The 19,699-nt window shown below is 69.7% G+C and carries 14 protein-coding genes and 1 tRNA gene; 6 read left to right on the forward strand and 9 right to left on the reverse strand.

The genetic code is table 11. From position 1 onward, the window contains the following. From VFZ09_RS50450 to VFZ09_RS50470, 5 genes are all read right to left on the reverse strand, one after another. A partial coding sequence (locus VFZ09_RS50450) for a condensation domain-containing protein (protein ID WP_329735048.1) occupies nt 1–4,003 on the reverse strand: 4,003 nt, incomplete at its 3' end. 175 nt (nt 4,004–4,178) lie between these two features. Continuing rightward, nucleotides 4,179–4,544 (reverse strand): J domain-containing protein, encoded by a 366-nt coding sequence (locus VFZ09_RS50455; protein ID WP_329735049.1) that lies wholly within the window; start codon nt 4,542–4,544, stop codon nt 4,179–4,181. A 1-nt stretch (nt 4,545) separates the two neighbouring features. Continuing rightward, the gene (locus VFZ09_RS50460) at nt 4,546–6,543 is read right to left on the reverse strand and encodes a DUF6109 family natural product biosynthesis protein (RefSeq protein ID WP_329735050.1); all 1,998 of its coding nucleotides are present in this window, start codon (nt 6,541–6,543) and stop codon (nt 4,546–4,548) included. Nucleotides 6,544–6,546: 3 nt separating this feature from the next. Next, nucleotides 6,547–8,226, reverse strand: a complete 1,680-nt coding sequence (locus VFZ09_RS50465) for an Hsp70 family protein (RefSeq protein ID WP_329735051.1) — start codon at nt 8,224–8,226, stop codon at nt 6,547–6,549. After that, nucleotides 8,223–8,792: a hypothetical protein gene (locus VFZ09_RS50470; RefSeq protein ID WP_329735052.1), complete on the reverse strand. Its 570-nt coding sequence runs from the start codon at nt 8,790–8,792 to the stop codon at nt 8,223–8,225. Before VFZ09_RS50470 ends, VFZ09_RS50465 begins: the two co-directional genes overlap by 4 nt. A gap of 387 nt (nt 8,793–9,179) precedes the next feature. Between VFZ09_RS50470 and VFZ09_RS50475 the strand changes: the two genes are divergently transcribed. Then, the gene (locus tag VFZ09_RS50475) at nt 9,180–10,007 is read left to right on the forward strand and encodes a Uma2 family endonuclease (RefSeq protein ID WP_414640821.1); all 828 of its coding nucleotides are present in this window, start codon (nt 9,180–9,182) and stop codon (nt 10,005–10,007) included. Nucleotides 10,008–10,014: 7 nt separating this feature from the next. Continuing rightward, the gene (locus tag VFZ09_RS50480; RefSeq protein ID WP_329735054.1) at nt 10,015–10,176 is read left to right on the forward strand and encodes a hypothetical protein; all 162 of its coding nucleotides are present in this window, start codon (nt 10,015–10,017) and stop codon (nt 10,174–10,176) included. A 96-nt stretch (nt 10,177–10,272) separates the two neighbouring features. On the opposite strand, the gene VFZ09_RS50485 is transcribed toward VFZ09_RS50480, so the two are convergent. Continuing rightward, on the reverse strand, nt 10,273–11,712 hold the full coding sequence (locus VFZ09_RS50485; RefSeq protein ID WP_329735055.1) for a hypothetical protein: 1,440 nt from the start codon (nt 11,710–11,712) through the stop codon (nt 10,273–10,275). Between the two features lie 384 nt (nt 11,713–12,096). Here VFZ09_RS50485 and VFZ09_RS50490 point away from each other — a divergent pair, with 384 nt between their 5' ends. Both VFZ09_RS50490 and VFZ09_RS50495 read left to right on the forward strand, forming a co-directional pair. Next, on the forward strand, nt 12,097–13,086 hold the full coding sequence (locus tag VFZ09_RS50490; RefSeq protein ID WP_329735056.1) for a C39 family peptidase: 990 nt from the start codon (nt 12,097–12,099) through the stop codon (nt 13,084–13,086). Nucleotides 13,087–13,115: 29 nt separating this feature from the next. Continuing rightward, nucleotides 13,116–14,690: an N-acetylmuramoyl-L-alanine amidase gene (locus VFZ09_RS50495; protein WP_329735057.1), complete on the forward strand. Its 1,575-nt coding sequence runs from the start codon at nt 13,116–13,118 to the stop codon at nt 14,688–14,690. 15 nt (nt 14,691–14,705) lie between these two features. On the opposite strand, the gene VFZ09_RS50500 is transcribed toward VFZ09_RS50495, so the two are convergent. From VFZ09_RS50500 to VFZ09_RS50510, 3 genes are all read right to left on the reverse strand, one after another. After that, nucleotides 14,706–16,616: a tetratricopeptide repeat protein gene (locus VFZ09_RS50500; RefSeq protein ID WP_329735058.1), complete on the reverse strand. Its 1,911-nt coding sequence runs from the start codon at nt 16,614–16,616 to the stop codon at nt 14,706–14,708. After that, nucleotides 16,597–16,785, reverse strand: a complete 189-nt coding sequence (locus VFZ09_RS50505) for a hypothetical protein (protein WP_329735059.1) — start codon at nt 16,783–16,785, stop codon at nt 16,597–16,599. Before VFZ09_RS50505 ends, VFZ09_RS50500 begins: the two co-directional genes overlap by 20 nt. Before the next feature lie 145 nt (nt 16,786–16,930). Next, nucleotides 16,931–17,019: transfer RNA gene (locus tag VFZ09_RS50510), tRNA-OTHER, on the reverse strand. A gap of 79 nt (nt 17,020–17,098) precedes the next feature. Between VFZ09_RS50510 and VFZ09_RS50515 the strand changes: the two genes are divergently transcribed. After that, on the forward strand, nt 17,099–18,268 hold the full coding sequence (locus VFZ09_RS50515; protein WP_329735060.1) for a site-specific integrase: 1,170 nt from the start codon (nt 17,099–17,101) through the stop codon (nt 18,266–18,268). A gap of 838 nt (nt 18,269–19,106) precedes the next feature. Further along, nucleotides 19,107–19,460: a hypothetical protein gene (locus VFZ09_RS50520; RefSeq protein WP_329735061.1), complete on the forward strand. Its 354-nt coding sequence runs from the start codon at nt 19,107–19,109 to the stop codon at nt 19,458–19,460. The last annotated feature ends 239 nt before the right edge of the window (nt 19,461–19,699 follow it).

The following is a 19,699-nucleotide window of genomic DNA, read 5'->3' on the forward strand; positions in this document are numbered from 1 at the left end:
GGACGGAGCGGTGCTCGATGGCGACGCCCTTGGGCCTGCCGGTGGAGCCGGAGGTGAAGTCGACGTAGGCGAGGTGGCGCGAGGTGACGCCCGTCTCGGGCGCGGACGTGGGCAGAGCCTCGAGGCTCAGCTCCTCCCAGAGGAGACACTGCAACGCGTCGGAGACGGGGAACTGCGAGCGCAGGGCGCGCGAGGTGAGAAGCAGCCGGGGCGGTGCGTCCTCCAACATGAAGGCGAGGCGCTGGGCGGGGTAGGAGGCATCGAGCGGGAGGTAGGCGCCGCCGGCCTTGAGGATGCCCAACAGGGAGACAATGAGCTCCACGGAGCGCTCGAGGCACAGAGCGACGAGGGAGTCAGGCCCCACGCCGTGCGAGCGCAGGAGGTGGGCGAGCTGATTGGAGCGCGCGTCCAGCTCACGGTAGGTGAGGCGCTCGTCACCGAACTCGACGGCGATGGAGTCGGGACGCAGGGCCACCTGCCTCTCGAAGAGGTGGTGGATGCATGCGTCGGCCGGGAAGGGAGAGGCGGTGGCGTTGAAGTCGATGAGCACCTGCTGGCGCTCGGAGTCGGTGAGCAGGGGGAGCTCGGAGAGGAGCGCCTCGGGCCGGGAGACGATGGCCTGCAGCAACACGTCCAGGTGCCCCACCATGCGAGAGGCGGTGGAGGGCTCGAAGAGGTCCGTGCTGAAGCCGAGCGTGCCGCTCAGGCCCTCGGAGGACTCGAAGAGGGAGAGCTCGAGGTCGAAGCGTGCGACATGGCTCTCCAGCTCCAGGGAGTGCAGACGCAGCCCCGGCAGGGTGGCGGAGTCCAGGGGGTGAGGCTGGAGCGCGAGCATCACCTGGAAGAGGGGCGTGCGGCTCAAGTCGCGCGAGGGACGCAGCTCCTCGACGAGGCGCTCGAAGGGCATGTCCTGGTGGGCGTAGGCCGCGAGCGTCGTCTCGCGCACCTGGCGCAGCAGCTGGCGGAAGGAGGGGTTGCCGCCGAGGCGGGCGCGCAGCACCAGGGTGTTGACGAAGAAGCCGATGAGGCCGTCCAACTCCGGGCGGGGACGGCCCGCGACGGGAGTGCCGAGGCAGAAGTCCTCCTGGCCCGAGTAGCGGGAGAGGAGCACCTGGAAGGCGGCCTGCAGCAGCATGAAGGGCGTGGAGCCCTCGGCGCGAGCCAGGGCCTTGAGGGCCTCCCAGCGCTCGCGGGAAAGACGTACCGGCTGACTGGCGCCGCGTTGGGTGCGCACGGAGGGGCGGGGCTTGTCCGTGGGCAGCTCGAGGCTGGCGGGAGCGCCGGAGAGCTGCTGCTTCCAGAAGGCGAGCCCCTGCTGGAGGACGTCGTCCTGGAGCCACTGGCGCTGCCAGCGGCTGTAGTCGCCGTATTGCACGGGCAGGGCGGGCAGGGCGGGCAGGGACGAGGGCCGGCCTTGCGAGAAGGCCTCATAGAGCGCGGCCATCTCCCGCAGCAGCACGCCCATGGAGCTGCCATCCGAGATGATGTGGTGCATCACCAGGACGAGCACGTGCTCGGAGGCGGAGAGGCGCAGCAGGGTGGTGCGCAGCAGGGGGCCGTGGACGAGGTCGAAGGGACGCTGGGACTCCTCGAGGGCCAGGCGCCGCACCTCGGCCTCGCGCTGCTCCGCGGGCAGTGCGGCCAGGTCCACGTGCCGGAGCGCCGTGGGGAGCTCTGCGTGGACAACGCGCCGGGGCTCGCCTGCCTCGGAGTGGAAGGTGGTGCGCAGGGACTCGTGGCGGTGAACCACCTCGGCCAGACCGCGCTCCAGGGCGCTCGTGTCCAGCGGCCCCTCCAGCCGCACGGCGGCGGGAATGAGCTCATGGGCCTTGCCCTGGGCGAGCTGCTCCAGGAACCACAGCCGCGCCTGCGAGAAGGAAGGAAGCGCGTCCTCCGCGCTCGTGCCGGAAGCGGAGTCCCGAGGCAGGAGCACGGCGCTGGAGGCCCGAGGCGCTTGAGAGGACAGGCGCTCCACGAGCTGAGCGAGACTCGGGCCGCTGAGCACCACCTCCATGGGAAGAGAGAGGCCCAGCCCCTTCTCCACCTCATGGCTGAATTCCACCGCGGCCAGGGAGTCCAGGCCGTAGCGGGTGAGCGGCTCGTCCCTGTCCAACTGCTCCGGCTCCACGCGCAGCCGGCGGGCGAAGCGCGTGCGCAGCCAGGCCTCCAGTGCTTCCGGAGACTCCGGCCGGGCCTCGGGCGCCTCGGGCGTGGCCTGCACGGACTGTGCGCGCGGAGCCTGCGTCACCTCGGAGCCCTGCTCGCGCCAGGCCGCCACCTCCTGAAGCTCACCGGCCAGGAAGGCCGCGCGTGCCGCGCGACGCTGAATCTTGCCGCTGGACGTCTTGGGCAGGCTGCCCGGGGCGATGAGGGTGAGCGCGTGCAGCCGCAACTCATGCTGCTCGGCGATGCGCTGGCGCAGGGCCTGGACTACTTCTTCGAGGCGCTCCTCCGGCTGCCGGCGCGTGTCGCGCTCGTACACCAGCACCAACTGCTCCTCGCCCTCCACCTCCACCGAGAAGGCGGCGCCGCACCCGGGCCGCAGCGCGGAAGAGGCCCGCTCGGCCGTCAACTCCACGTCCTGGGGGTGGTGGTTGCGCCCGCGGATGATGAGCAGGTCCTTCAAACGGCCGGTGACGAAGAGCTGGCCGTCCTCACGCAAGAAGCCCAGGTCTCCGGTGCGCAGGAAGGGCCCGGAGCCATCCGCGGTGTGGGCGTGGAAGTCGCGCTGGGTGTCCTCGGCGCGGCGCCAGTAGCCCTGGGCGATGCTGGGCCCCTTCACCCACACCTCACCCACTTCACCCCGAGAGCACCGGGCGAACGTCTCCGGGTGCACCACGAGCACTTCCTGCTCCAGCGCACGCCCGCAGCCCACCAGCACCTGGCCGCGTGCCTGCCGCGGCTCCACGGCCACGGCACGACCCTCGCGCAGCCGCTCCACGTCCAGGGCCTGCTGCTCGGGGAGGGTGCCCACCTGGCCACCCGCGACGATGAGTGTGCCCTCGGCCAGGCCGTAGCACGGGTAGAAGGACTCACGGCGGAAGCCGCTGACGGAGAAGGCCTGGGCGAAGCGCTCCAGCGTCTCGGCGCGGATGGGCTCGGCACCGCAGAAGGCGACTTCCCAGTGACTGAGGTCCAACGCCTGGCGCTCGGCCTCGGTGGACTTGCGCACGCACAAGTCGAAGGCGAAGTTGGGCCCACCGCTGATGGTGCCGCGCGTGCGGGAGACTTCCTCCAGCCAGCGCAGAGGGCGGCGCAGGAAGCTCAGCGGCGACATGAGGGAGGTGGAGAAGCCTCCGTACACGGTGCCGAGGATGCCGCCGATGAGGCCCATGTCATGGTAGGGCGGCAGCCAGATGACACCGGCGCTGCCCTCGTGCATGCGGAAGGCGCCGTGGATGAGGTGGAGGTTGTGCAGCAGGTTGCCGTGGCTGAGCATGACGCCCTTGGGCGTGCCCGTGGAGCCGGAGGTGTACTGGAGGAAGGCGAGCGAGTCGCCGCGCAGCTCCGGGCGCTTCCAGTGGGACTCGGCGCCTGAGGGCAGCTCATCGGTGGCCACCCAGCGCAGGGAGCGCAGGTCCGGGGCGGACTCGAAGAGGAACTCCGCCATGGAGGTGATGAAGGAGGGGGCGAGCACCACGGAGGCCTGGGCGTCGTGGATGAGGGAGCGCAGGCGGGGAAGGGTGCGCTCCAGGCGCGACGGATCCGGCGGGTAGGCGGGAACGGCGACGACGCCAGCGGCCATACAGCCGAAGAAGCCGGTGACGTAGTCGAGCCCCGGTGGGTAGAGGAGGACCGCTCGCTCGCCCGCCGGCACCTCCTGCTGAAGGAAGGCCCCAAGGGCGAGAGCGCGCTGCAGCAGCCCCGAGTAGCTGAACTCGGACGATTCACCTTCGGCGTCCTCCAGGAAGGAGAACAGGCGTCTCTCTGCGTGTCGCGCGGCGCGCTCTTCGAGCAACTCGAGCAGCGTCGAAGCACGGGAGACAGGCGAGGGGAACGTCATCGGGGTGCAACCTCCGTAGGGCGCGAAGCGCCCGGAGCGTAGGTGCAACCGAATGCCCCCTACAAGACATGGCCGCCTGGCCGCTGTGGGTGCTGAAGTCAGCGGCAGAGGCCCCTCTACACGTTGCTACAGCACGCTCGCTGAAGGAGCTTCGTTGGGGTTCGGGATGCCCGCATCAGTGGGCAAAAGCCCGGAGCACCTCATCCCAGCTCATCCGGGAGCACCGCTCCACCCACCGCACCACGGTCTCCGCTCCCGTTCGCGCGGCAAGTGCCGCCACGGCGGCCTTCTTGAGTGGTGTATCGAAACGCTCGCGCGCGTCCCGGGCCAGTTGCTGCACGTCCACGGGGCTGGTCAGGTACGCCACCGCCAGGCCTCCCGGTCGCGTGAGCGCCTCGTAGGCGCGGCGCAACCGCTGGAACCCCTCCTGATCCTGGTGAGGTGGGTGCCGCGCCAGCGCGGCGAAGTACGCGCTCTTGACGGCGGCTGGATCCATCGTCGGTGCCAGGCCCAATACGGCGAACGGCTCTTCGGGTGTCATATCAACCGCGCTCCTCCCCATCCTCCGGAGAATCCGCCGGGGGCGCCGCGCCCTTCGCGGCGGGCTTCTTCTTCGAGCGTGACGCACGGCTCGCCGGCGCGCTCTCGGACTTCTTCTTCCGCGAAGCCCTGCGCTTGCGCAGCCGGAATCCATGCTTGTTCGCCAACGCCCGCGCCTGCTCCACCACCGGGATCTGCGGGGCGGTCAACTGCTCGGCCAGAGCCTGCATGAAGGCCCCCAGCACCGGGTGGAGGTAACGGCAAGGCGTGTTCATCCTCTCGGCGGCCAACGCTGCCTCGGCGAGCGCTGGCACATCGGCGGCGCTGCGCTCCAGCCAGCGATCCAGAACGCGACGGGCGAGAGCCTCCCGGCCGCATACATCCATCGTCCGGAGCGCCTCGATATGCCCCGTGTTCCCAGGATGGGCCTCCAGGTATCGCACGGTGGCATCCCAGGCCTCGGCGTCCGAGGACGCATGGCGCACCGCCTCCTCCAGGAAGTCCACTTTGTACGTCAGCACCCTGGGCGCGAACCTGCGCCAGATGCGCAGGCCGTCCCCGGTCAGCTTCATCGAGGCGTGGACCTGCTCCATCGCCCCCTCCACCTCCATCAACATCCGCTCCGCCTCCTCGATGTTCCGCACGCCGCGTAGCAGTTGCTCCAACTGCCGTCCGCCCTGCTTCATGCGGCTGCGGCCCAGCAGCAGGGAGATGGCTTCGCTGAGCGCCCTCCGGAGCTCCTCGTTCGCGCCCTCCCAGCAGGCCTCCACCCATGACTCCACCAGGTCCGGTGCGCAGGTGGAGGCCACGCACTCGATCAACTCCATCCGCTCGGAGGAGACGGCCCCACGCAGCCAGGACAACAGGGCGGAGGACTCCGTGGCGATCAGCCGGCGCAGGCCCTCCTGGAGCCACCCGGGTGCGTTGGGCGCCTCGGGGTTCTGCTCGCACCAGGCCAGGAAGGCCCGTGCCCAGAGGGGCGCGTTCGCGCTCCGGGCCAGCAATTCCTGGTAGAGGCTCAGCGCCCGCGGTAGCGCCGCTCCCTCGAAGCGGAGCCCGGCCACGGCCTGTACCACCCAGGGCTGGGCCGGCGGTTGCAGTGCCGCGGCCTGAGCCAGGGCGCAGAAGGGCTCGGCGTCCTCGAGGCGCGAGACGACCGTCCGCGCCAGCCCCGCGGCCACCACCCGCAGCGCCTGCAACACAGGAGTGGACAGGGTCTCGGGAGCTCCTCCCTCACGTACCGCCCGGGCCAACAGCGAAGCGGGCTCCAAGAGCGTGGCGTGGCCCTTGCCCTCCGCCGCCCGGAGCCACAGCTCTCGCGCCGCCAGCTGTCCCGCCAGCTCCCATATCGCCCGAGCGACCTCGGTGGGTGCTGCCCGGGCCCACGCCTCGGCGCGGCTGGCGAAGACGGGGAAGGGCTCGAGCGCGCACAGACCGAGCAACGCCCCTTCCGCCTCCTCCAGCGAGCGGGGCGGCGGAAGGGAGACGCGCTGGCTCGGTGGCTCGATGCCCAGGCGCGCATCCACGAGAGGCAGGCGCTCGAGCGCCGGGGCGATGAGCTCGGGAGCGGGGCTCCCCTCGGAGGAGAGCCAGCCCTCCATCGCCCCGGCCAGAAGGGGCGCATGCGCTCGCGCCGGGCCAGAGAGGGATTGCCACAGCCGCCGCGCGCGCTCCCAATCGCGGGCGCGGCCCGCCGCCCAGACCAGTGGCCAGTACGTGGCCAGGGCCTCCTCCGGAGCCGCGCTTCGCTCCACCAGGCCGGGCTCGGTGTCCACGCGCACGGCCAGGGTGCTGAGCGTGCTCCAGGAGCCGCGGCGGTGCTGCTCGCGGACGGCCTGCCGGAAGAGGTCCGCGGCGCCAGGCAGCAGCTCCTCCCGCAGTGGCGGCGGCAGCCGCAGGAGCGCGGACAGCATCCCCTCCACATCTCCCCGTTTCTGGTACTTGCGGGCCTCTTCCAACCACTGGCGGTGCTGGCGCCCGGTGCGGTCGTGCTTCACCATGGCTCAGGGCTCCGGGTGTTCCGAGCCGTGTTCGAGATGGAGGAAGAAGTCCAGGAGTGCCTCCTCCGCCCGCTCGCGCGCCACGCCCTGGGCCTGTGCGTACTCGTCGAGGAGCCGCTTCAACTCGGCGCGGGGCTCGGGAGGCAGCTTCTCGAGCAGGGCGTGCCCCTTGCGCTCCACCGCGCTCTGCCCCGGCGGCAGGGCCGGAACCGCCTTGCCCACGTCCGCCACCGAGAGGGCCACCGTCTTGGCGTTCGTCGTGCCGGGCTGGCTGACGGAGACCTTCACCACCCCGTTGAGATCGTAGGCGAACTCCACCCGCACCGGTGAGTGCGCGGGCCGGGGCTCGAGCGGGAACTCGAAGGCTCCCACCCGCGTGTTCTCCGAGACCCGGTGCGACTCGCCCTGAAACACCTCCACCTCGACGAGCTCCTGCTCGGGCACCAGGGTGTAGAACTCCTCCACCTTCGTCGTCGGCAATACCGTGTTGCGGCGGAGGATGGGCGCGAACGTGTCCGGTGAGGCGCTCCCGAAGTCGTCCTCTCCGATGACGCGCATGCCCAGGCTGTGCGACGCCACATCCACGAGGATGCGTCCCACCGGCTCGCCGGACAACATGCCCGCCTGGATGGCCGCGCCCAGCCCCACGGCCAGGTCGGGATCCACTTCCTCGTGGATGTCGACGCCGAAGGCCTCCTCCAGCAGCTGGCGGACCCGGGGAATCCGCGTCGAGCCTCCCACCAGGCATATCTTGGACAGCGACTGTCCCTCGAGCCGGGCATCGGCCAGGGCCTGGCGCGTCAGGGCCACGGTGGACTCGAGCAGCGGCTCGATGAGCGCCTCGAAGACGCGCCGCCGCACCTCCACCTCCAGGTGGATGGGCCTGCCTCGAACCTGGGTGAGGAACTCCTCCCTCACGTGCACGGAGATGTCCGAGGACAGGCGGATCTTCGTCTCCTCGGCCAGCTGGCGCAGGCGCGCCATGGCCCGCACGTCCTCGCGAGGCTCCACGCCCTGCTTCTTGAGCTCCTCGAGGAAGAGCTGGACGAGCTTGTCGTCGAAGTCATCCCCACCCAGCTGGGTGTTGCCCGCGGTGGAGCGCACCTCGCGCACCCCCTGGAACACCTCGAGCACCGACACGTCGAACGTGCCGCCCCCCAGGTCGTAGACGAGGAGGATTTCGGGCTCGGCCACACGGAGCGTCTCGGGATGCAGCACGTGCTCATACAGGAGCGAGGCGCTGGTGGGCTCATTGAGCAGCCGCAACACGTTCAGCCCCGCGCGCTGGCCGGCCTCGAGGGTCGCGCGGCGCTGGGCGTCATCGAAGTAGGCCGGCACGGTGATGACCACGTCCTGGACGGGGACGCCGGTGGCCTTCTCGGCTCCCCGCTTGAGCGCGGACAGGATTTCGGCGGAGACCTCCTCGGGAGACACCTCGCGCCCGGCGATGGCGTAGCGGTGGAGCGTTCCCATCTTGCGCTTGACCGAGTGGATGCACCGCTCGGGCTTCAGCATCTCGAGGTTGCGCGCCTCTCGCCCCACGACGACACGAGTGTCCTCGTAGAGGACCACCGAGGGGACGATGCGGCTGCCTTCCACGGGCACGGCCACCGGGCGGCCCTCCACCAGGTGGGCGATGACGGAGTTGGTCGTTCCCAGATCGATTCCAAAGACATGGCTCAAGGGGTATTCCTCACGATGATGGCTTCGCCCTCGCGGACGAGGTGCTCGCCTCGCAGGGCGGCGGCGCGAACCACGCGGGCAATGGCGCCCTCGGCGAAGCTGGGGTGGGGCTGGGTGCCTACAATCCGGAACAGGCGCCCGTCGGGAATGTGGCCGATGGTCGCCAGGCGTCTGATCCCGGAAGACGTCAGGAAGCGCTCGAGCCGGGCCGCCACACCCAGCAGTCCCGATGCGAGCGCCGCATCCGCCGCGACGCGGGAGGCCTCTTCGAGCAGATCCAGGGCATCGAGGAGCTCGTCCCAGGGGGGCTCGCTCCCTGGGGAGTGAGCCGATGTCACGCCGCGCAGAGATGAGAGCGAGCCCCTCAGCTCCGCGAGTCCCCCTTCCAGCTTGCGCTCCACATCCTCGACATGGAGGGCCAGACGGGCCTGGGCCCGGGAGGACTTCTGGACGGCATCCAGGAGCTGGGTGCCCCAGACGGGAGGCGACTCGGCGGGGGGTGTGGCGTCGGGGAGCCTGGGCACCCCTGAACGTCCGATGAACAGGCGTCTCAACCAGGTGAACATCGAATCAACACCAGTCGTTTCCGACTGGCGCTCCATGCAAAACACAATCGGAGACACCGCGCGGATGTGTCTCCCATTGCGCTCTCGATATGGGCATTCCCGGGTCCTACTTCTCTCGTGGGACTCATGACATGACCTCGCCCGTCATGTCCAGTCCTTCGTCTCCACTTCCATCGAACCGTCCCTGCGCCAACGGAACATCGAGCCCGGCGGGCTCGGAGCCAGCCAGAAGGCGTCCACGTGGGGAGACGCCCGGACGAGGGCGGAAACACTCCCGGGTGCTCCTTCCCCAGGAGAGAGGGGCGGAGCTTGCTCGGCCCGACACTTGCTCAGTGCGCGCGGCGGGGGCGATTGACGCGCGCGGCGGCCCACCCCAGGCTTTCGGGCATGGCACAGCGCGCACAAGAGCGTGGGGACGCCTTCCCCCGGGCGCCCACGCGGGAAGAGTGGGAGCGGATGAGCATGGAGGAGCGGGCGCGGGTGGTGGAGTCACTTCCCGGGGAAGTGACGTGGGACGAGATGGCCATGCCGGAGGGGGACAGGCACTCGCGGGCGAAGATACAGACGCTGGATGTGCTCCAGGGCTTCTTCTCGCGGCAGAGACGGCAGGTGTACCTGGGAACGGAGCTACCGGTGTACTACCCGGGGGAGAGGCGCTTCGCGCCGGACCTGCTGGCGGTGCGGGACGTGGAGACGCACGAGCGGGACAAGTGGGTGGTGAGTCAGGAGGGCAGGGGGCTGGAGTGGGTGATGGAGGTCCACGTGGGCGGCGATCGCAAGAAGGACGCCGAGTACAACGTGGAGCGCTACGCGCGGCTGGGGATTTCCGAGTACTTCATCTACGACCGGGCGCGGGAGCGGCTGTGGGCGTACCGGCTGCCCGCGCCCGAGGCGAGGCAGTACGAGCCCATCGCACCGGAGGAGGGCCGCTACCGCTCGGAGGTGCTGGGGCTGGAGTTGGAGGTGTCGGAGGGGAAGCTGCAGCTGTGGGCAGGCAACGCGCTGCTGCTGGAGTCACACGAGCTGCTGGTGCGGATGAAGGAGACGCTGGAGCAGGTGCGGCAACGCGCGCAGGAGGAGGCCCGGCGGCGCGAGGAGGCGGAGCGGCGCCTGGCGGAGGAGGCCCGGCGGCGCGAGGAGGCGGAGCGGCGCCTGACGGAGCTGCAGGCCGAGCTGGAGCGGCTCCGAGGAGGAGCCTTGGCCCCGAAGCGCTGACGGGGTGGTGGCCGCCTCGTCCGCCAACGCCACCCTGGCGCTGTCCTACGCGCCGAGCAAGCGGGCCCATGACTGGGGCAACATCCCGACGACGTCCAGCACGGTGGGTGGCGCGCCGTGCACGGACGCGGCCCTGCTCACCTCCTGCCCCCGCGGGCAGACCTGCTGAGCCCCCGAGGCGGAGACCCCTGGCGGTACCGGGGGTCTCCATTCCTCTTCATCTTGCTTCACCGCCCCGGGAGGAGTGGGGCGGCCCGGTGCCGCACTACCGCACCTGGATGGCGTCGGCGACGACGTAGAAGCCCGAGGTGGTCCAGCGGCTCAGCTGCACCTTGTTCCAGCCGGCCGGGAAGCTCCAGGTGCCCAGGGTGTTCCACTTGCTGCCGTTGAGCTGCTGGTTCACGCTCACCGTGCCCAGGTTGTTGCCGTTGGCGTCGATGATGACGAAGGGGGCGGTGGTCGAGCGGTTGGAGGCCGCCACCCACCAGGCGTCGATCGTCCGGGTGCCCGCCGCCGGCATGTAGAAGCTGAAGATGAACGGGTCGGAGATCGCGGCCGTGGTGGCCGTGTAGTAGTTGTTGCCGTAGTAGCCGGCGTTGGCGCCGACAGCCCAGTTGGCCGACATCTGGACGGAGGCCTTGGTGCTGTCGTTGTTGGCGTTGTTGCTGTCGATGACGAGGCCCGTGGCCGGGGTGCCGCCGCTGGTCCACAGGTACGTCACGGTCATCCAGTCGTTGTCGGTCAGCCCCAGGTCCGTCCAGAACGTGCCGTCGGCGATGTCGATGCCCGCGGGGTTGGCCACCCGGCGCCCGAACTGATCCAACCCGCCGTTGTAGCCGTCCTGGTACGCGGCCTGCGCCTCGGGCTTGCCCTGGGGCAGATCCTTCCACATCTCGCGCATGCTGGAGGGATTCCAGTAGTCATCCTTCGTGTTCCACGGGCCCACGTCCCACACCGAGGTGGTGGCGCACTTGGACGTCCGCGTGGAGCACAACCTCACCTGGTATTCGTTGCCACCGTTGGACGCGAGCGCCCGGCGCGAGGGCAGGGCCACGAAGCGGTCATAGCTCTTGATGACGTGGCCGTTGGCCGTGGTGCCGCCCACCAGGCCCTCGCGCGTGCCATAGATGCGGTACGTCAACGGAGTGGTCAGCGTCGTGAGCTGCTGGGAGGTGCCGCCCTCCAGCGAGCCCTCCAGCTTCACCTCCTGCACCACGGGACCCCGGCCGTGCTCATCCGCCACCAGCGCGAGCCGCACCTGCACCTCCGTGCCGGCCCAGGGCAGGCGCACGGACTCCCCCGCGCTGGAGATGCTCCACTCGCTCCAGCCGCCGTTGGCCGAGCGCACCCGGACATCCACCTCGACGCTCGTCCCGAAGGCGCGCCGCGCCTGGATCAGCGGCCGCACCGTGTCCACGGGCCGCTCCAGCCGGCGGGCCGGGAACGTGTAGAGCCCCGTCAGGGTGCGCAGCCCCTCGCGCCGGCGCATCACGTTGTAGGGCTCGTACACCAGCCCCTCCCGGGTGCGCACCAGCTCGCCCGTGCCCTCTCCGGTGCCGAGCGCCTCCGTCCACTCCAGCGCCCCCGTGGAAGCAGGGAGAGACTCCGTGGCGGGCTCCCGGGGGGCCTCCGCCAGCGCGGTGCCTCCCGCCAGCGAGACTCCCAACATCATCGTCATGAACGTCGACCGCACCTTCGAGTGCATGGCTCGGCTCCTTGGACAGCTCGTCTTCATGGGGGAAATGGATTCAGGACGCTGAACACTCAACATCCGCTGATTTCCAGGATAGCGGCCGAGCGCCCTTTGTCTCTCGAAAATATGTCTTTTCCTGGCACGCACCTTCCGCCGCGGTTCGCGATCCGCTTCCTGACGCAGGAATGACGGGGGATGACGATGTGCTGACGGTGGGCTGACGCCGCGCCATTCACAATTCCTCTCATGCTGAATCGCAATGACTCACCCAAAGCAGTCATCGCGGAAACCAAAATAAAAGAAGACTTGCAGGGGAATTGCTGGCATGAGGAGCATGGACTCACCGAGTCGACATGGGCGCAGGTGTCCAAGCCGCGCCCCGGAGGGAAAACGAACATGAGAGCGATGATTGCCGCCCTGGCCGGAGCGCTGGCCGTGCTGTCCGCATGTGGTCCGGAGCCCCTGGCGCAGGCGGCCGGCGAGGTCGGAGTGGAGGCGCAGACGCTGCCCACCAGCACCAACGTGTTCTGCCCGGCGGGCTTCTCGTTCGACGCGACCTACCGGCTGTGCGTGTCGTCCACCGAGGCGGTGGGCCCGTTCACGCAGAGCATGGTGAGCACCTGTCAGGCCAATGGGGGTGGCTCGGGCTGTACCGCCAGCCGCTGGGCGGTCAGCTTCGCCCGCTCCATCCGCGGCACCGGGAGCTGCATGCCGGGCTCGACGCTGGACACCTCCATCGACGCCTGCGTGGAGGGCACCAATGCCTTCGGTCCCTTCTCCGTGAGCCAGGTGAACGCCTGCAAGAGCGCGGGCGGAGGCCTGGCCTGTGAGAGCATGCGCATCGCCAAGGGACTGCTGCCCGTCGTGGCGACGGCCAACCCGCTGACGGTCCCCTACTTCTACCAGTACTTCAACACCTACGAGCCCTCGGCCACCTGCGGCATCACCTCGGGCTCCATGCTGCTCAACTACTACAACAAGGGCGTCACCCCGGACGGGCTCTACACGCGCTTCGGCAAGGCCCAGGGCCAGTCTCCCTCGGGGCTCGCCTCCATCTACACCCAGTACGGTCTGGCCTCGCAGTACACCTACTCCGGCACCGAGGCGATGATCAAACGGCAGATCGACGCCGGCCGTCCCGTGGTCATCCACGGCTACTTCACCAGCGCGGGCCACATCCTGGTGGTCATCGGCTACAACAGCACGGGCTGGGTGGTGAATGATCCCTCGGGCCTGTGGGCCGGCTGCTACGCCTGTGGCTATCCGAACCGCACCTCCACCAATGGCCGCGGCGTGACCTACTCGTACAGCTCGGTCCGCTCGGCGGCCGGTCCGGACGGCAACTACTGGCTGTCCACCGCGGACACCTCGTCGTTCTCCCTGTAATCCCCCTGTCAAAGGAAGAGATCCAAGTCATGCGTTCATATCAGACGATGTCCGCGGCCCTGGCCGCGCTCGCCCTGTCCGCCTGTGGCGCGCCGGGCTCCGAGGCCGTGCAGCAGCCGGGCCAGGCCCCCACGGAGGCGCGGGAGCAGCAGCCCCTGAACGGGCTGTTCGAGCAGGCGGCGGCGGAGTTCGGCGTGCCCGCGGAGCTGCTCAAGGCCATCTCCTACACGGAGACGCGCTGGGAGATGGTGAAGGGCGGGGAGGAGTTCGAGGGGCGGCCCGCCGCGTACGGCCTGCTGGCGCTGCGCGGTGCGGCGCTGGAGCGGGCGGCGGAGCTGGCGGGGGTGACGGTGGAGGAGGCGCGCACCCAGCCGCTGGCGCACCTGCGGGCGGGAGCGGCCCTGCTGCGCTCGCACGCGGACGAGCTGGGCGTGGACCGGACGGACGTGGGCGCGTGGGCCCCGGCCGTGGCCCGCTTCAGTGGAATCGAGCACGCGGAGGCGCGCGCCCAGTACATCCACTCGGAGGTGTATGACGTGCTGCGCAAGGGCGCCGTGGCCTACGGGCCCGGAGAGCAGGTGCGGGTGTCGCTGCTGCCCACCCAGGCCCAGGCCCGGTATGACATGCCCTCGGTGCGGGCGATGGCGGCGGGCCCGGACTACGCGTCCTCCATCTGGCGGGCCTCGCCCAACTACAACTCGCGCGCGGGCTACTCGCCGCAGATGATCGTCATCCACACCTGCGAGGGTGGCTACTCCGGGTGCTGGAGCTGGCTGACCAACTCGGCCGCCCAGGCCAGCGCCCACTACGTGGTGAACGAGTCGGGCACGGAGATCTCCCAGCTCGTGCGCGAGGCGGACCGCGCCTGGCACGTGGCGGCGTCCTATGACTGCGGCCTCAACGGCTCGGTGAAGTGCAACCTCAACGGCGTGTCCGTCAACCACTTCACCGTGGGCATCGAGCACGGCGGCTACGCCAGCCAGACGTCCTTCCCCACGGGGCAGATCGACGCCTCGGCGAAGCTCTCGTGCGACATCGCCCGTGATCGCAACATCACCCGCGACAGCTACCACATCGTCTCGCACGGGCGCCTGCAGCCGGCCACCCGCACGGATCCCGGCCCCAACTGGCCGTGGAGCACGTACCTGAGCAAGATCAACAGCTACTGTGGCGCCGTCTCCACCGTCGGCCTCGTGGTGGACAGCAACAACGCCAACAACGACAGCACCAAGGCCTCCGTGCAGATGTCGGCCAACTGGGCTGTCGGCGCCAACGCTGGCTACTACGGCAACAACTACTACACGGCCACCACGGCCGCGATCTCCGACCCGTTCATCTTCAGCTTCTACATGCCGGCGGCGGGCACCCGGACGATCGACGCCTGGTGGGTGTCGGCCTCCAACCGCTCCACCACCGCGCCCTTCGTCATCATCGACGCCAACGGCAACAACCTGGGCACGGTGAGCGTGAACCAGCAGGTCAACGGCGGCCAGTGGAACACGCTGGGCACCTGGAGCTTCCCGGCCGGCTGGAACAAGGTGCAGCTGAGCCGCTGGACCACGTCGGGCTTCTACGTCGTCGCCGACGCCATCCAGGTGCGGTAGTGCGGCACCGAGCCGTCACCGGGGCGCCTGCAGCTCCGGTGACGTCTCCAACCGGCGGGCCTTCACCCACTCCGCCCACGAGGCCCGCAGCCGGCCCGCGGGCGCCCCCGCCTCCTCCAGATCCTTCCGCGCCTGCGCGAGCAGCGTCAGCATGCGCGGACGGTCCACCCCCCGGGCCTCGAGCGCCCGTGCCAGCGCGAAGCGCGCGTGCCCCTTCTCCTTGGGGTGGGTGGGCAGTGGCTCCAACTGCCGCACCGCCTGCTCGAGCACCTCCTGGGCCCGCGCGGCGCTGCCCGCCTCCAGCTCCGCGTCCCCCAGCGTCGTCAGCACGATGGCCCGGATCAGATGCTGGGGGGAGACTCCCTTCTCCGCCAGCGCCTGGGACTCGCGCGCCAGCTTCAGCGCCCCGGCATGGTCTCCCCGGAGGTACTTCGACTCCGCCAGGCTCTGCAGGCAGATGACGCCGTGCAGGCTCCCGCGCGTCTGGTTCTCGTCGAGAATGGCCAACGCCTGCTCCAGCAGCGGCTCGCCCTCGGCATGCCGCCCCTGCTCGACGTAGATGACGGCCAGGTTGTTGAGCGCGGCCACCAGCTCGATGTGATCCGTGTCCGGCATGCGCCGCATGATGGCCAGCATCTGCTCGTACGTGGCCGAGCTGTCCGCCAGGTGCCACGTCATCGCCTGGAGGACGCCAATGAGGTTGAGCACCCGCATCGTCGAGGGGTGCTCCAGCCCCACCGTCTTCTTCCAGAAGGCCAGCGCCCGCTGCCCCGCCGCCATCGCCTCCTCGTACTGCCCCACCAGCGCCGCCGCCCGGACCTGCTCGATGAGCGCGCTGGACAGCGCCACGCTCTCCGGCCCCCCCTGGCCCTCCAGCAGCGCCACTGCCTTCCTCGCGTGCGCCAGCCCCTCCGCGTACCCGCCCTGCAGCGTGCGGATGTGGGCCAGCCGCCACTCGTACTCCGCGCGCAGTCCCGGCGGGTTGCCCGCCGCGAGGATGGCGTCGTCCAGGTACTGCAACCACCGCTCCTGCTCCGCCGCCGCCTGGTGCCCCTGGAGTTGCAGGGCGGTGACGAGCTCGAACCACGCGTGCACCATGCCCACCGTCTGCCCGCTGGCCAGGAAGGCCCGGGCCGAGCGATGGGCGCTCTCCACCGCCCCCGGCACGTCCGACGCCGAGTACTGCAGCCGCGCCAGCGCCAGCCAGGCCTCGGCCATCAACGGCCGGAAGCCGGTGGCCTCGGCGGCCTCCGCCAGGGCCCGCGCCTGCTCCAGCCCCCGCGCGGTGTGGCCCGCCACGAAGAGGGCGCGCACCTGGGCCAGCCGCCCCTGCAGCTCCTCCAGCTTCGCCTGCACCGTCGGATCCTCCGGCAACCGCTCCAGCGCCGCCAGGTGGGGCCCGTCCGCGCACGAGGCCAGGGGGATGATCCGCTCCATCACCTGGCTCACCTGGGCCAGCCCCTGCCCATCCACCTGGGTCAGCACCTCGGCCAGCGCCTTCACCTCCACGCGCCGCCGCTCCAGGCACTTCATCCGCAGCGCCATCACCTGCTCGGACTGCTCACCTCGCACCCGCGTGGCCTCGCACGTCTCCCGGTGCATCTCCGTCCAGGCGTGCGTGTAGCGCTCCACCCCCGCGTGCACCCCGCGCCACGTCGCCTCCGCGTACGGCTTGCGCGTGGCCAGGAAGGCCCGGTGGATGGCCTCCTGGCGCGGCCCGTCCCAGACGCCCTCCCACGCGCGCTCCGCGCCCTCGCACGAGCGCTGGGGCCCATGCGCCAGCCATACCCCCATGCCGCCCGCCAGCACCAGGAGCGCCACCCCGCCCAGGGCCCACCACTGCTTCCGTCCGCCCGCCGGGCGTGGGGCCTCCACTCCAGGACTCTGCCGTGTCTCCATGCCGTCCTCACCTCGTGCGGCGGCCATTGAAGCCCCTCCTCCCATGTAGGAGCCACTCCGGGGGGGCCGTCCAGCCTCCGCCCCCACGGTGGCCGGGTGAAACCCACCCCTCCTCGCGGCGCGCGCGCAGCAGCCCGTCCACCAGCTTCTTGTCGTAGAGCGTCATCCGGTGCAGGCGCGCCGCGGACTCCAGCATGTCCAGCAGCCGCGCCGTGTCCCGTCCTTCGTCAGGTAGCCGAAGGGGGGGCTCGTTGATGACGGCGGAGGGGTCACCAACTCGAAGGAGTCCCCATGGGTGCCGACAACGCCCGGAGCGGGGCGAGCCACTGAGTAGGGAAGGGCGGTAGGACAGAGGAATCGAACCTCCCGGGGACATGTCTCCATGCCCCCCACCGGTTTTGAAGACCGGTGTGGTCAGTGTGGTTCTCCCTCAGAGATTGCATCTGGTTCCACTCAGTTGTATCCCAGGGACGTAATAGGGACGTAATCCCGAATCCGATGGGTGCAGCATGCCGCAGAAGTTCGTGGGGAAGTGGAAGGGCGGGCGGGTCAAGCTCGTCGATGGTCGGAAGGTGTGGCTCCTCGAGAAGATGGTCGCCGGGGCCCGGTTCTCGGTCTCCTTGGCGGTCTCCAACGAGGAGGACGCGCTGGCCGAGCTGGCCCTGTTCCGGCGCGACCGGAACGCCTACCTGGCCAGGGTGAAGGCCGATAAAGCGGAGGTCGCCCCGGCACTCACCGCCGCAGGGGAGGCTCCACTGTCGGAGGATGTGGGGCCTCGGCTCGACGCCGACTCCGTGCGGGAATTCCTCCGGCATTTGACCCAGCGAGGGCGGACGGAGGGCTACCGGCGGGACGCGCGAACCTACCTGTCGCAGTGGGCCGAGGTTTTGGGCGGAAGGGACTTGAGGACCGTCAGCCTCCTCGAGTTGCGCCGGGCCCTGAATCAATGGCCCACGGCCAGAAAGATGCGGATCATCACGCTCAAGAGCTTCTTCTCGTGGCTGCGAGAAGAGGATCGCCTCAAGGCTGCTGAAGACCCCACGTTGTCCCTCAAGGTGCCGCCCGCGGTCGCGGAGAAGGGGCGGCGTGCCAAGGGGTATTCGATGGCCCAGGTGGAGAAGCTCTATGCGGCCATCGGCTCCCAGACGGTGAGGGACGTGCTGTGTCTGCGGGCCAAGACCGGCATGCACGACTCGGAGATCGCCCGCCTTGCAGCTGGCAAGGGCGAGTTGCGCGTCGTCAACGATCCCTCGGGTATCGCCGGTACTGCGCGGTTTCTGCACAAGAACGGTCGTGTTCACATCCTCAGTCTGGATTCCCAAGCCCTCGCCGCCGCGCAGCGGCTCCAGGCTCGGGGCAGGGCGCCAATCAGGAACACTGTCCGGGAGTCCATCGGGTATGCGTCGGTGCGCATCGGGCAGCCGCCCATCCATCCCAGCGAACTGCGTCACAGCTTCACGACCTGGGCCACGAACGAGGGCCAGGTAGTAAGGGCGACTCGGGGTGGTGTACCTCTGGATGTTGTCGCCTCCGTTCTTGGTGATCAGTCCACTCGGACGACCAAGAAGTTCTACGACGGGACCGAGATTCCCCCGATGATCACCGTCCCCCTCAAGCTGCATCATCCACAGGATCCTGTGGTGATGCAGCCGAGGCTGGCCTCCGCGAGTGAGATGTAGGCCGAGCGTGAGGCCGCGGTGTGGCTCGCGGCCTCCGTCGGCATGAACGTCTGGCGGCCGACGCTCAAGCCTACTTGGAATCGTTGTCCGGTTCGTCCGGGTCCCCCGACAGAGGCAACGTGCGGATCGACCTACGAAGATTCGCGCTCGTTCGCCGCGGGCCATGCTTCGACGCACGCCGCTTCTTCGGTTGCCGCTGCTGCTGGGCGCGCTCGATGCTGTCCACGGTGATCATCGTTTGGCTCCCGTACCGCCGTTCAGTGCGTTGGAGTTCCCCCGACTTCAGCAAGTCGAAGACCTTTGTACGGCCGCACCCCAGGAGGAACTGGGCCTTTTCCGCGCTGACCGCGCTTGGCTCAGGTCCCCCGGTCTGTAGCTCCAAGGTTGCGAGATGGGTGCTCAGCTGTTACCGAGCACGCTGGATGAGGGAGAAGTGGGCCTGTGTGAGCGCGCAGAATGATGGAGAGGCCCATGGCCGTGGCCAGGATTCCATCAGCAAGCCTGGCGAAGAGGGAAGGAGGGGGAGGGTCCTCCGTGGAGGCCCGCCCCCGCGGGTCCGTGTCAGGCCGCGCCAGCACGCGTAGAGCACGTCGCCAGGAGGGCGGAGCTCCAGGGCATGGGGCCACCGGAGAGCTGAGAGCGCAGGGGAAGAAGTGGCCCGTGACGTCTTGCACACGTCACGGGCCGGGCTCCGCACCACGACTTGGGAGAAGGAGCACGGAGCGAGGAAGGAATCGTTCGTTTCCGAGGTGAGGTCAAGTCCTGGCCGCCCTCGGTGGAGGAGGCCCGGCCGCGCAGGTGTGGGAGGTGTGGACAGCCGGCGTACGAGGGCTGGCGAGTGCGCATCCACGGGCACGGACTGGTGCAGCGCCAGCAGCGGGGGCCGCCCGGGCCGGGGCAGCCGGCCCGCACGCAGGTGCTGGCGTGCCGGCGCTACCAGTGCCAGGGCTGCGGGGCGGTATGGACGGTGCTGCCGGCCTCCGCGGTGGCGCGCAAGCACTTCTCGGGGGCGGCCATCGCGCTGGCACTGGCGCTCTATGGGCTGTGCGGCCTGGGCGTGGAGCAGGTGCGCGGCCTGGTGAATGACTGGAAGCACACCGGGGCCGAGCCGGGCCGCTGGCGCTCGTTGGGGCGGTGGGCTGCGTGCACCGGACCATGTGGAACACCGATTCCGAGGCAAGTGGAACACTGATTCCGGAGCAAGTGGAACACTGATTCCGGAGCAAGTGGAACGCCCATTCCGGCCATGTGGAACGTAAGCCTCCGATCCGGCCCAGGTAGAGCTGGAGTTCGAGGAGCCGCAGAGTGAGCGGCGCGATGACGACGAACACAGCGACGACGAAGGGGGAGCCGGCGTGGTTGGAGGCAGCGCGGCGACCGAGGTGGACACCCGAGGTAGCAGCGCAGGTGGTGCGAGCCTGGCAGGAGGAA

It is taken from the genome of Archangium sp. (assembly GCF_036277355.1).
Lineage (GTDB): Bacteria > Myxococcota > Myxococcia > Myxococcales > Myxococcaceae > Archangium.